This window comes from Roseateles chitinivorans, assembly GCF_050632145.1.
GTDB lineage: Bacteria > Pseudomonadota > Gammaproteobacteria > Burkholderiales > Burkholderiaceae_C > Roseateles > Roseateles chitinivorans_B.
This window is the reverse complement of sequence record NZ_CP192577.1, coordinates 2,498,029-2,508,755: the sequence shown is the minus strand read 5'-3', so window position 1 is coordinate 2,508,755 and position 10,727 is coordinate 2,498,029. Positions and strand designations below refer to the sequence as shown.

Annotated in this window: 13 protein-coding genes; 2 read left to right on the top strand and 11 right to left on the bottom strand. The window is 67.0% G+C overall.

Annotated features, from left to right (window positions below; genetic code table 11):
• The first annotated feature begins 2 nt into the window (after nucleotides 1-2).
• Entirely contained in the window at nucleotides 3-917 is a 915-nt protein-coding gene (gene rpoH / locus ACQ86G_RS11500; RefSeq protein WP_431260672.1) for an RNA polymerase sigma factor RpoH, read from the top strand.
• Between the two features lie 50 nt (nucleotides 918-967).
• Here the strand turns inward: rpoH and ACQ86G_RS11495 are convergent, their stop codons facing one another.
• The 5 genes from ACQ86G_RS11495 to ACQ86G_RS11475 are packed head-to-tail and all read right to left on the bottom strand — an operon-like array spanning nucleotide 968 to nucleotide 5,283.
• Nucleotides 968-1,588 (bottom strand): SCO family protein, encoded by a 621-nt coding sequence (locus ACQ86G_RS11495; RefSeq protein ID WP_431260671.1) that lies wholly within the window; start codon nucleotides 1,586-1,588, stop codon nucleotides 968-970.
• A 43-nt stretch (nucleotides 1,589-1,631) separates the two neighbouring features.
• Nucleotides 1,632-2,540, bottom strand: coding sequence for a heme o synthase (gene cyoE, locus ACQ86G_RS11490; protein ID WP_431260670.1), 909 nt, complete (start codon nucleotides 2,538-2,540; stop codon nucleotides 1,632-1,634).
• Complete coding sequence (locus ACQ86G_RS11485) at nucleotides 2,537-3,739, bottom strand: COX15/CtaA family protein (protein WP_431260669.1); 1,203 nt, start codon at nucleotides 3,737-3,739, stop codon at nucleotides 2,537-2,539. The genes cyoE and ACQ86G_RS11485 overlap by 4 nt, the downstream gene beginning before the upstream one ends.
• 19 nt (nucleotides 3,740-3,758) lie before the next feature.
• Nucleotides 3,759-4,475, bottom strand: coding sequence for an SCO family protein (locus ACQ86G_RS11480; RefSeq protein ID WP_431260668.1), 717 nt, complete (start codon nucleotides 4,473-4,475; stop codon nucleotides 3,759-3,761).
• Nucleotides 4,468-5,283: an SURF1 family protein gene (locus tag ACQ86G_RS11475; protein WP_431260667.1), complete on the bottom strand. Its 816-nt coding sequence runs from the start codon at nucleotides 5,281-5,283 to the stop codon at nucleotides 4,468-4,470. The genes ACQ86G_RS11480 and ACQ86G_RS11475 overlap by 8 nt, the downstream gene beginning before the upstream one ends.
• A gap of 67 nt (nucleotides 5,284-5,350) precedes the next feature.
• Here ACQ86G_RS11475 and ACQ86G_RS11470 point away from each other — a divergent pair, with 67 nt between their 5' ends.
• The gene (locus ACQ86G_RS11470) at nucleotides 5,351-5,560 is read left to right on the top strand and encodes a DUF2909 domain-containing protein (RefSeq protein ID WP_431260666.1); all 210 of its coding nucleotides are present in this window, start codon (nucleotides 5,351-5,353) and stop codon (nucleotides 5,558-5,560) included.
• Nucleotides 5,561-5,632: 72 nt separating this feature from the next.
• Here the strand turns inward: ACQ86G_RS11470 and ACQ86G_RS11465 are convergent, their stop codons facing one another.
• From ACQ86G_RS11465 to coxB, 6 genes are all read right to left on the bottom strand, one after another.
• Nucleotides 5,633-6,517 (bottom strand): cytochrome c oxidase subunit 3, encoded by an 885-nt coding sequence (locus ACQ86G_RS11465; protein WP_431260665.1) that lies wholly within the window; start codon nucleotides 6,515-6,517, stop codon nucleotides 5,633-5,635.
• 25 nt (nucleotides 6,518-6,542) lie between these two features.
• Entirely contained in the window at nucleotides 6,543-6,794 is a 252-nt protein-coding gene (locus tag ACQ86G_RS11460) for a DUF2970 domain-containing protein (RefSeq protein WP_431260664.1), read from the bottom strand.
• A gap of 45 nt (nucleotides 6,795-6,839) precedes the next feature.
• Complete coding sequence (locus tag ACQ86G_RS11455) at nucleotides 6,840-7,481, bottom strand: cytochrome c oxidase assembly protein (protein WP_431260663.1); 642 nt, start codon at nucleotides 7,479-7,481, stop codon at nucleotides 6,840-6,842.
• On the bottom strand, nucleotides 7,478-7,597 hold the full coding sequence (locus ACQ86G_RS11450; protein WP_331614812.1) for a cytochrome oxidase small assembly protein: 120 nt from the start codon (nucleotides 7,595-7,597) through the stop codon (nucleotides 7,478-7,480). Before ACQ86G_RS11450 ends, ACQ86G_RS11455 begins: the two co-directional genes overlap by 4 nt.
• A gap of 54 nt (nucleotides 7,598-7,651) precedes the next feature.
• Nucleotides 7,652-9,283 carry a cytochrome c oxidase subunit I gene (gene ctaD, locus ACQ86G_RS11445; protein WP_431260662.1) on the bottom strand — a complete coding sequence of 544 codons (1,632 nt, stop codon included), beginning with the start codon at nucleotides 9,281-9,283 and terminating at the stop codon, nucleotides 7,652-7,654.
• An 88-nt stretch (nucleotides 9,284-9,371) separates the two neighbouring features.
• Nucleotides 9,372-10,556 carry a cytochrome c oxidase subunit II gene (coxB, locus tag ACQ86G_RS11440; protein ID WP_431260661.1) on the bottom strand — a complete coding sequence of 395 codons (1,185 nt, stop codon included), beginning with the start codon at nucleotides 10,554-10,556 and terminating at the stop codon, nucleotides 9,372-9,374.
• Nucleotides 10,557-10,727 lie beyond the last annotated feature (171 nt).

The following is a 10,727-nucleotide window of genomic DNA, read 5'->3' as shown; positions in this document are numbered from 1 at the left end:
CCATGTCCAACACCCTTGCATTGAAGGTCCGCGATCCCTGGTCCCTGGTGCCATCGCTCGGGAACCTGGATGCGTACATCACGGCGATCAACCACATCCCGCTGCTGACGCCGGAAGAAGAGAAGGATTACGCCACGCGTCTGAAGACGCATGGCGATGTGGACGCGGCCGGTCGGCTGGTGCTGTCGCACCTGCGGCTGGTGGTGTCGATCTCGCGCCAGTACCTGGGCTACGGGCTGCCGCAGGGCGACCTGATCCAGGAAGGCAACGTCGGCCTGATGAAGGCGGTCAAGCGCTTCGATCCGGAGCAGAACGTCCGCCTCGTCTCGTACGCGATGCACTGGATCAAGGCCGAGATCCATGAGTACATCCTGAAGAACTGGCGCATGGTCAAGGTCGCGACGACCAAGGCGCAGCGCAAGCTGTTCTTCAACCTGCGCTCGAAGAAGCACGCGCTGAAGGAACATGCCGAGAACCAGCAGCGCACCTCGCTGACGGAAGCCGAGATCGCCCTGGTGGCGGAGGAGCTCAACGTCAAGCCCGAGGACGTGGTCGAGATGGAGACGCGGCTGTCCGGCGGCGACGTCGCGCTGGAACCGCAGACCGACGACGACGGCGAGACCTTCGCGCCGATCGCCTACCTGGCGGACGACACGCAGGAACCGACGCGGGTGATCGAGTCGAAGTCGCGTGACCGCCTGGCCACCGATGGCCTGCAGAAGGCGCTGGAGCAGCTCGACGACCGCAGCCGCCGCGTGGTCACGGAGCGCTACCTGAACGTCAACGACGACGGCTCCGGCGGCATGACGCTGCACGAGCTGGCGGCGGAGTACGGGGTCTCGGCGGAACGCATCCGCCAGATCGAAGTCGCCGCGATGAAGAAGATGCGCAAGGCGATGGTGGCGGAAGCCGCTTGATCGCCTGATCTGCGCCCATGGAGAAGGCCCCGCACTGCGGGGCCTTTTCTTCATTGACCAGCGATCAGCGTCTTGATGTCACCCATCAGCGCCTGCGCCCCCGCGCCATAGCGCGAGAACACCCGCACCTGCCCCTGCGGGTCGAACAGGAAGCTCGCCGCCGTGTGATCCATCGTGTAGCTGTCGGGCGTCTTGCCCGGCACCTTCGCGTAATAGATCTTGAACTCCTTGGCCGTGGCCTTGAGCTGCTCCGGCGTGCCGCGCAGCGCGACGAAGCCGGGGTCGAAGTTCCCGAGGTAGGCCTTCAGCAGCTCCGGCTTGTCCCGTTCCGGATCGACCGTGATGAACACGCCCTGCACCTTGTCGCCATCCGGCCCCAGGGCCTGCTTGACCTGCGCCAGTTCGGCCAGCGTGGTCGGGCAGACGTCCGGGCATTGCGTGAAGCCGAAGAACACGACGACGACCTTGCCCTTGAAATCCTCCAGCGTGCGGGTGCGGCCGTCCTGGTCCGGCAGGCTGAAGCTGCGCGCGTACGCGGCGCCGGTCAGGTCCACGCCCTGGAAACTGGCCTTGGGCGCCGAGGAGAACCCCAGCTTGTCGCAGCCCGCCAGCAGCGTCGCCGCCCCCAGTGCACCCAGGGCGCCAAGACCCACAAATCGTCGCGAGATCATCCGTCCATCCGATCCGAAAGAAGGTCCCGAGGTCCGCCGCCGTTCAGCTGATCCAGGGACTCACGTAGTGGTCCAGCAGCAGCGCGCCGAAGAGCAGCGACAGATGCCAGAGCGAGAACATGAAGGTCTTGCGCGCCAGCGGCTCCGAGTAGGCCCGCCACAGCTTGAACGCGTGGTGGCAGAACATCAGCCCCAGGACGATCGCCGCCGCCAGGTAGATCCAGCCGCTCATGCCCGTCAGGAAGGGCAGCAAGGTCGCGGCGAACAGCACCCAGGTGTAGAGGAAGATCTGCAGCCGCGTGAACTCGTTGCCGTGCGTCACCGGCAGCATCGGCAGCCCGGCCTTGCGGTAGTCCTCGCTGCGGTACAGCGCCAGCGCCCAGAAGTGCGGCGGCGTCCACAGGAAGATGATCAGGCACATCAGCCAGGCTTCGGAGCCCAGATCGCCGCGCATCGCCGCCCAGCCCAGCACCGGCGGCATCGCGCCCGAGGCGCCGCCGATCACGATGTTCTGCGGCGTCATCGGCTTCAGGACCATCGTGTAGATGATCGCGTAGCCGACGAAGGTCGCGAAGGTCAGCCACATCGTCAGCGGATTCACCAGCACGTACAGGATCGCCGACCCCAGCGCGCACAACGCGCCCGAGAACAGCAGCGTCTGGTTGCGGCTCAGTTCGCCGCGCGCCGTCGGACGCCAGGCGGTGCGTTTCATCTTGGCGTCGATGTGCTGCTCGATCAGGCAGTTGAAGGCGGCCGCCGCGCCCGCCACCAGCCAGATGCCGCCGGTACCGGCGATCAGCCGCACCCATTCCTCGCCCTGCGGCATGCCGGGGATCGCCAGCGCCATGCCGATGACCGCGCAGAACACGATCAGCTGCACGACCCGGGGCTTGGTCAGTTGATAGAACTGCCACCAGCGGGAGGGCATGGCGGCCTGCGTCGCGGAACTCATTTCGAACCCATCGTCAGGATGCCGGCGCGCACGGGCACCGGCTCAATCACAGTTGTCGTCCGGCCGGCACGCAGCCGCGCCAGCACGATCGCACACATCAGCAGCAGCGCCGCGGCGCCGCCGGTATGGGCCAGCGCGGCCACCAGCGGCCACCCCAGCACCACGTTGGACAGGCCGGAGGCCAGCTGCCACGCCCCCACCGCCAGCAGGCGGCGCGCCCAGCGCCGGGCGTCGAGACCCTCACCGCCGCCGGCGCCGCGGCCGCCCTGGCGCCACAAGGCCCAGGACAGCGCCAGCAACGCGGCGAACACGATCATCGCGCCGCCACGGTGCGCCAGGTGGATGGCGGTCAGCGCCTCGAAGGGCAACCAGCCGCCGTGGGCACCGCGACCCAGCTCCCGCCACAGCGTGAAGCCGTGTTCGAAGTCGGTCGGCGGCAGCCATTGTCCCTGGCAGGTCGGGAAGTCCTGGCAGGCCAGCACCGCATAGTTCGTGCTGACCCAGCCGCCCAGCGCCACCTGCGCGATCGCCAGCACCGTGAAGGCCGCGAACGCGCGTCGCAGGCCGGTGGGCCAGGCCAGCGGTCTCGGCGCGTAGGACTCGGCCTGCCAGGCCAGCAGCATCAGCAGCCCGAGCGCGAGCAGCAGGTGCGTCGTCACGATCGCCGGGAACAGCTTCATCGTCACCGTCCAGGCGCCGAAGAACCCCTGCACCAGGATCCAGACCAGCGACAGCGTCGCCCACCACGGCGACGGTGTCGCCTCGCCGGTGCGACGGCCGCGCCACCAGATCCACCAGCTCAGCCCCGCCAGCGCCACCAGCAGGAAACCGACGCCGCCCGCCATGTAGCGATGCAGCATCTCCATCCATGCCTTGCCGTGCGTCACCGGCCCGGTCGGCATCGCCGTCTGCGCGGCGAGGATCTCGGCTTTCGCGCCGATCGGCGAGGCGCTGCCGTAGCAGCCCGGCCAGTCCGGGCAGCCGAGGCCGGAATCGGTCAGCCGCGTCAGCGCGCCGATCAGGATCAGGTCGAAGGTCAGGAAGGTCGCGAGCACCGTCAGCGCGCGCAGCCGCTTCGCCGCGGCATCGCCACGATGCCGCCACTGCCACCAGACCAGCGGCACCGCGCCGACGAGCGCGGCCATCGCCAGCAGCTCCAGCAGCGGCTCGAAATCGAAACCGAGCGCCAATCCGTTCATGCGCGGGCCGTCCTCGTCATCATCGGCCCGGCTTGTCCCAGCCGGCGTTGGCGCGCATCAGGCGCTCCAGGTCCTTCTTCAGCCGCGACGGTTCCGGCGTCGCCGGCGAGCGCAGCATCCAGCGCCCCATCGGATCGACCAGGAACAGGTGCTCGTCCATCCGGCGTCCCGGTGCGGCCATCAGCCAGCCCTCGATCGCGGCGCGCGGCGCGCGCAGCACCGTCGCCGGCGCGCCGTGGCCGGTCAGCGCGTCGACCTGCGCCGGCGTCAGCGCGACGTCGTCGGGCAGCAGCACCAGCTTGTCGAGCTTGTCGCGGTCCTTGCCGAGCATCTCGCGCAGTTGACGCTGCATGAAGAGCATGCGCTCGCAGGCCTCGTCGCAGGCCCGGTCCGGCACGTAGGTCAGCAGCCACTGCCCCTTGAGCGATGCCGCGGCCACCGGCGCGCCCTGCAGCGTCGTCAGGGGCATCGCGGCCGGCAGGTCGCGCGTCGGCGTGATCAGGTCGCTGTAGGCGCGGCCGCGCAGGTCCAGCACGTAGAAGCTGAAGTACGACGCGATCACCGGCGCCGCGCAGACCAGCATCACCAGCCACAGCGTCCAGCGCGTGCGCTTCGGCGGATCGAGGTCGGGCATCGGCACCGAATGGACGGCGAGCGTCACCGGACCGTCCGGCGGCAGCGGCATGTCGACGGGCGCCGGGGCGGCATCGCGGCCATGGTCGTTGTCGTCACGCATCGCGCTGTTCATCGGAGACCTTGGTGGCACGGGCGGCTCGGCCAGCGCGGTAGGGAGCGAGGACTTGGAACCAGACATAAAGACCCAGGATCAGCGCCGCAAGCGCAAACCATTGAAACGCGTACCCGTAATGCTTGTGGATGTCGACCGCGGGGGGCGGCCAGTGCCGCTGCAGACCGTCAGCGGCCTCGGCGGCGGGCGCCACCGGGGTCGCGCCGCCTGTCGTCGTCACTGTCGCCGTTGCCGTCACTGTCGCCAGGTCCGGCTCCGTCTGGAGCAGTACCAGCGGCAGCAGCCGCAGACCGGTCTCGGCCTGCAGGGCAGCGAGTTCCACATTCTGCCGGATCGGCCCCGTCTCCGCGTCCCGGCTCAGCGCATAGGCCTTGGACACTGAGGCCGCCAGCCGGCCTTCGATCCGCACCTCGCCCGTCGGCGTCGCCACCGGTGGCAGCGCTTCGCGCTGCGCCGCGTTGCGCGGGCCCCAGCCGCGCTGGACGAGGATCGCATCGTGGCGGCCGGCGAGTTTCAGCGGCGTCACCACGTAGAAGCCGGTGTGGCCGTCCATCACGCGGTTGTCGAGGTAGACGGTGTGCGCGACATCCCATTCGCCGGTCAGCACGGCGCGGCGGTGTTCGAGCAACTGCTGCGGCGGTTGATCGGCGCCCGGCAGCGCACTCGTCGCGAGCGGCGCTTCCTGCCCGCGTTCGTCGATCGCCCGCTGCATCGTCTTTTTCTGATCGGCCCGATCGAGTTGCCAGGCCCCGAGCGACAGCGCCGCCGCCGTGCCCGCGATCGTCGCGATCACCACGACGGCGTGACGCCTTCGGGCCCGGCCCGATGGCCCCGCCGGGGCCGGGTGGGAATAATCGTCCGCCATGAAAGTCATCGTCCTCATCGCGTTCATCGGCATCCTGGCCGCGCTCTTCTCGGCCGGCATCCTGATGCTGCGCAAGCAGAAGGGCAAGGCCACCATGGCCCGCGCACTGGCGGTGCGCGTCGGGCTGTCGGTGGCGCTGTTCCTGTTCATCCTCTTCAGCGCCTGGATGGGGTGGATCCACCCCACGGGACTGCCGATCGGCAGGTGATCCGGCAGTGATCGGAAAGTAAAAAAGCGCCGCTTCAAGCGGCGCTTCTTCATTGTGCGCTGGTGGGCGCGGTCACAGCCAGTAAACGATGACGTAGAGGCCCAGCCACACCACGTCCACGAAGTGCCAGTACCAGGCCGCGCCCTCGAAGCCGAAGTGGCGGTCCGGCGTGAAGTGCCCCTTCATCAGCCGCAGCGTGATGAACAGCAGCATCAGCATGCCCACGAACACGTGGAAGCCGTGGAAGCCCGTCAGCATGTAGAAGGTCGAGCCGAAGATGCCCGAGTTCAGCTTCAGGTTGAGCTCGTGGTAGGCGTGGAAGTACTCGTAGCCCTGGAAGCCCAGGAAGGTCATGCCCAGGATCACCGTCGCCCACATCCAGGCGATCGTCTTCGCCCGCTTGCCCGCGATCAGCGCATGGTGCGCGATGGTCAGCGTGACGCCCGAGGTCAGCAGCAGCGCGGTGTTGATCGTCGGGATCGGCCACGGGCCCATCGTCGCGAACGCATCCACCGTGCCCGCCGGCGAGGCGGTCGCGCCCGCGGCGACGCTGGGCCACAGGCCGTTGAAGTCGGGCCACAGCAACGCGTTGTCCAGGCTGCCCAGCGTCGGGATGCTGTAGCCGCGCGACCAGAACAGCGCGCCGAAGAAGGCCGCGAAGAACATCACCTCCGAGAAGATGAACCAGCCCATGCTCCAGCGGAACGACAGGTCGATGCGGTCGCTGTACTGGCCGGTCTCGCTCTCGCGGATCGCGTCGCCGAACCACTGCTTGAGCGTGAACGCCCACCACAGCAGCCCGAACAGCAGCGACCACTTGCCCCAGTCGTGGCCGTTGATCCACTGGCCCGCGCCCAGGATCACCCAGAACAGGCCGAACGCGGCCATCGCCGGATGCCGCGACGGGCCGGGCACGAAGTAATAAGGCGTGTTGCCATGAGTCGTCGTTGCCGACATGCGTTCTTCTCCTCGAACTCGGTTCTCAGTTCATTGCCGCACCGCTGCTCACCACCCAGCGGACCAGCAGGATCAATCCGACCACGAACACCGCCGCGGCGATGACGCCCGCCGCGATCACGTGCACCGGATTGAGCTGCGATACATCCTTCTCGTAATCCGATCCCTTGCGCACGCCGAAGAAGGACCAGGCCACCGCGCGCAGCGTGGCCCAGAAGGACCCCTTGCGCCGAATCGCCTGCTTCAGATCCTCGCCCGGCTTCAGGTCATCGGACATCGTCGCTATCGTCGTTCAGCATCGTCGTTCTGCACAGCCCGCCGCTCAGGCGCCGGGCTGGATCTTCACGTCGCCCGCGGGCGTCTTCACCGTGGTCGGCGCCGACAGGTTCGCCTGCGCCTTGCCCTTCCCCGCGACCTCGAAGAAGGTGTACGACAGCGTGATCGTGCGCACGTCCTTCGGGATCTTCGGGTCGATGACGAACACCACCGGCCACTCCTTCTGCTCACCCGGCTTCAGCGTGTACTCGTTGAAGCAGAAGCACTCGAGCTTGTTGAAATACGGCGTCGCCTGCTTGGGCGCGTAACTCGGGATCGCCTGCGCCGACATGGTCCGCGTCTGGATGTTCTGGAAGGTGTACATCACCGTCGTCAGCTCGCCCGGATGGACCGTCAGGTGGCGCTTGGCCGGCTTGAAATCCCACGGCCCGCGCGCGTTCGCGTCGAACTCGATCGAGATCGTCCGGCTGTAGTCGATCTGCGTGTTCTTCACGTCCTCGGCGCGCACCGCATGCTGGCGCTCCGACAGCGACAGCACGTTGATGCCCAGCGCCGTGCAGATCGCCCGGTACATCGGCACCAGCGCATAGCCGAAGCACGACATCACCGCCACCACGACCAGCAGCTTGCCGGTCATCCGCAGGTTCTCCCGGCGGATCCAGCTGGCGCGCTTGATCGGTTCGGTCATGACGCTCCGAGGAACGCGATCTTGACCACGAAGCCGATCCCGAAGATCGCCGCCACGCTGGCCAGGATGAGGGCCAGGCGCAGGTTGCTCTTGCGTTGCTCGGGTGTCGGCGACATCGATCGGTCCTCGGGTTCCGCTGCGGTGGCGATTTCGGTCAGGCGATCAGGCGATCAGGCAATGATCTTCGTGGCCGTCACGTCGAGCTTGGGCGGCGTCTCGAAGGTGTGGAACGGCGCCGGCGACGGCACTTCCCATTCCAGGCCTTCGGCGGCTTCCCAGGGCTTCTGCGGGGCCTTCTCGCCCTTGCCGCGCATCATCGGGATGGCCACGGCGAGGAAGAAGTAGACCTGCATCAGACCGAAGCCGAAGGCGCCGATCGAGGCCACCGCGTTGAAGTCGGCGAACTGCATCGGGTAGTCGGCGTAGCGTCGCGGCATGCCGGCCAGGCCGAGGAAGTGCATCGGGAAGAAGGTCAGGTTGAAGAAGATCAGCGAGCCCCAGAAGTGGATCTTTCCGCGCGTCTCCGAGTACATGACGCCGCTCCACTTCGGACCCCAGTAGTAGACGCCGGCAAACAGCGCGTACAGCGAGCCGGCCACCAGCACGTAGTGGAAGTGGGCCACCACGTAGTAGGTGTCCTGGAGCTGGATGTCGACCGGTGCGACCGCCAGGATGAGGCCCGTGAAGCCGCCCATCGTGAACACGAAGATGAAGCCGACGGCCCACAGCATCGGGGTCTCGAAGGTCATCGAGCCGCGCCACATCGTCGCCAGCCAGTTGAAGATCTTCACGCCGGTCGGGACCGCGATCAGCATCGTCGCGTACATGAAGAACAGCTGGCCCGTGACCGGCATGCCGGTGGCGAACATGTGGTGGGCCCACACGATGAAGGACAGGATCGCGATCGAGGCCGTCGCGTACACCATCGAGGCGTAGCCGAACAGGCGCTTGCGGGCGAAGGCCGGGACGATCTGGCTCACGATGCCGAACGCCGGCAGGATCATGATGTAGACCTCGGGGTGGCCGAAGAACCAGAAGATGTGCTGGTACATCACCGGGTCGCCACCGCCCGCGGGCGTGAAGAAGCTGGTGCCGAAGTGGCGGTCCGTCAGCGTCATCGTGATCGCGCCGGCGAGCACCGGCATCACCGCGATCAGCAGGTAGGCGGTGATCAGCCAGGTCCACGCGAACATCGGCATCTTCATCAGCGTCATGCCGGGCGCGCGCATGTTGAGGATGGTCACGATGATGTTGATCGAGCCCATGATCGAGGACGCGCCCAGGATGTGCATCGCGAAGATGCCGGCGTCCATCGACGGGCCCATCTGCAGCGTCAGCGGCGCGTAGAGCGTCCAGCCGGCCGCCGGCGCACCGCCGGGCATGAAGAACGAGCCCACCAGCATCAGCGCCGCCGGGATCATCAGCCAGAAGCTGAAGTTGTTCATCCGCGCGAAGGCCATGTCCGACGCGCCGATCTGCAGCGGGATCATCCAGTTCGCGAAGCCGACGAAGGCCGGCATGATCGCGCCGAACACCATGATCAGGCCGTGCATCGTCGTGAACTGGTTGAACAGCTCAGGATTGAAGAACTGCAGGCCCGGATGGAACAGCTCGGCACGGATGCACAGCGCCAGGATGCCGCCGATCATCAGCATCGTGAAGCTGAACAGCAGGTACATCGTGCCAATGTCCTTGTGGTTCGTCGCGAAGACCCAGCGCCGCCAGCCCGTCGGGGCGTGATGGTCGTGGTGATCGTCATGGTCATGGGCATGACCGGTCGGGTGGTCGAGCACTGCACTCATGTCAAATCCTCGGTAGCTGGTCGCCGGGGCGATCTGGCGTTCAGTCGGTCAGGCGGAAAGGGTCGGGTCAGGCGCGCGTGACCGCCGGTCACTTGGCGCGCTCGGCCACGACTTCCGCGGGCTGCACGATCTGGCCGGTCTTGTTGGACCAGGCGTTCTTCGTATAGGTGACGATGGCGGCGATCTCGCTGTCCTTGAGCACCGTCTTCCAGGCCGGCATCTGGCCCTTGCCGTTCAGCACCAGGTGGAGCTGCTGGGTGTGGTCCTCGGCCTTCACGATCGCCGAGCCGTCCAGCGCCGGGAACTGGCCCGCGCCCTTGCCGTCGGCCTTGTGGCAGACCGCGCAGTTGGCGTCGAACAGCTTCTGGCCGCGGGCCTGCAGCTCGTCCATCGTCCAGACCTTGCTCGGATCGTCCGCCTTGGCGGCGATCTTCTTCTGTTCCTCGCCGACCCAGGCGCTGTAGTCCTTGGCGCTCAGCACCTTGACATGGATCGGCATGTACGCGTGCTCCTTGCCGCAGAGCTCGGCGCACTGGCCGTAGAAGTCGCCGGTCTTCTCGGCCTTGAACCAGGTGTCGCGCACGAAGCCCGGGATCGCATCCTGCTTGACGCCGAAGGCCGGCACCATCCAGGCGTGGATGACGTCGTCGGCGGTCGTGATGATGCGGATCTTCTTGTCGACCGGCACGACCAGCGGGTTGTCCACCTTGAGCAGGTAGTTGTCGACCTGGCCGGGGTGGCCGGAGTCCGACAGCGCGCGGTGCGAGGCGTCCAGCGTCGAGACGAAGCCGATGCCCTCGCCCTCGCCCTTCAGGTAGTCGTAGCCCCACTTCCACTGGTAGCCGGTGGCCTTGATCGTGAGGTCGGAGTTGGTGGTGTCCTTCATCGCCACGACGACCTTGGTCGCGGGCAGCGCCATCAGGATGACGATGATGAAGGGCACGATGGTCCACGCGATCTCGACCTTCACGCTCTCGTGGAAGTTGGCGGACACGGCGCCCTTGGACTTCCGGTGCTTGAAGATCGAATAGAACATCACGCCGAACACGGCGAGGAAGATCGCCAGGCAGAGGATCAGCATCATGTTGTGCAGCCACATCTGCTCATGCGCGATCTTGGTGACCGGCGGGTGCAGATTCAGCTGGTTGACGGCCGGACCTCCGGGGAGGTCGTTGACCGCCAAGGCGACCTGGCTGGCCAGCGCGGCCGTCAGGCCGAACGCGAGCTGGCTGCAGCGGCGCCCCAGTTGCACACAACTGTGTTCAATCGTCATGGTCGTCTCTTTATCCAGTCTTTCTCAAGCTCTTGTCACCCGGGTCTCCTCCAGGCGGCTTCGGCGCTCGAGCCCGCTCGTAGCGCGGGCTCCGGCGCCAAGCGATGGCGGAAACCTACGGGGCCAGCAGACGTACTCCAGTCGGGGGCGAATTCTAGCCCACCCCCTGGC

Excerpts from the sequence above, each read along its gene's own strand:
- ACQ86G_RS11470 (WP_431260666.1), top strand. The coding sequence starts at position 5,351 with ATGAAAGTCATCGTCCTCATCGCGTTCATCGGCATCCTGGCCGCGCTC.
- ACQ86G_RS11465 (WP_431260665.1), bottom strand. The coding sequence starts at position 6,517 with ATGTCGGCAACGACGACTCATGGCAACACGCCTTATTACTTCGTGCCC.
- ACQ86G_RS11450 (WP_331614812.1), bottom strand. The coding sequence starts at position 7,597 with ATGTCGCCGACACCCGAGCAACGCAAGAGCAACCTGCGCCTGGCCCTC.
- ACQ86G_RS11495 (WP_431260671.1), bottom strand. The coding sequence starts at position 1,588 with ATGATCTCGCGACGATTTGTGGGTCTTGGCGCCCTGGGTGCACTGGGG.
- ACQ86G_RS11455 (WP_431260663.1), bottom strand. The coding sequence starts at position 7,481 with ATGACCGAACCGATCAAGCGCGCCAGCTGGATCCGCCGGGAGAACCTG.
- ctaD (WP_431260662.1), bottom strand. The coding sequence starts at position 9,283 with ATGAGTGCAGTGCTCGACCACCCGACCGGTCATGCCCATGACCATGAC.
- cyoE (WP_431260670.1), bottom strand. The coding sequence starts at position 2,540 with ATGAGTTCCGCGACGCAGGCCGCCATGCCCTCCCGCTGGTGGCAGTTC.
- ACQ86G_RS11485 (WP_431260669.1), bottom strand. The coding sequence starts at position 3,739 with ATGAACGGATTGGCGCTCGGTTTCGATTTCGAGCCGCTGCTGGAGCTG.
- rpoH (WP_431260672.1), top strand. The coding sequence starts at position 3 with ATGTCCAACACCCTTGCATTGAAGGTCCGCGATCCCTGGTCCCTGGTG.
- ACQ86G_RS11480 (WP_431260668.1), bottom strand. The coding sequence starts at position 4,475 with ATGCGTGACGACAACGACCATGGCCGCGATGCCGCCCCGGCGCCCGTC.
- ACQ86G_RS11460 (WP_431260664.1), bottom strand. The coding sequence starts at position 6,794 with ATGTCCGATGACCTGAAGCCGGGCGAGGATCTGAAGCAGGCGATTCGG.
- coxB (WP_431260661.1), bottom strand. The coding sequence starts at position 10,556 with ATGACGATTGAACACAGTTGTGTGCAACTGGGGCGCCGCTGCAGCCAG.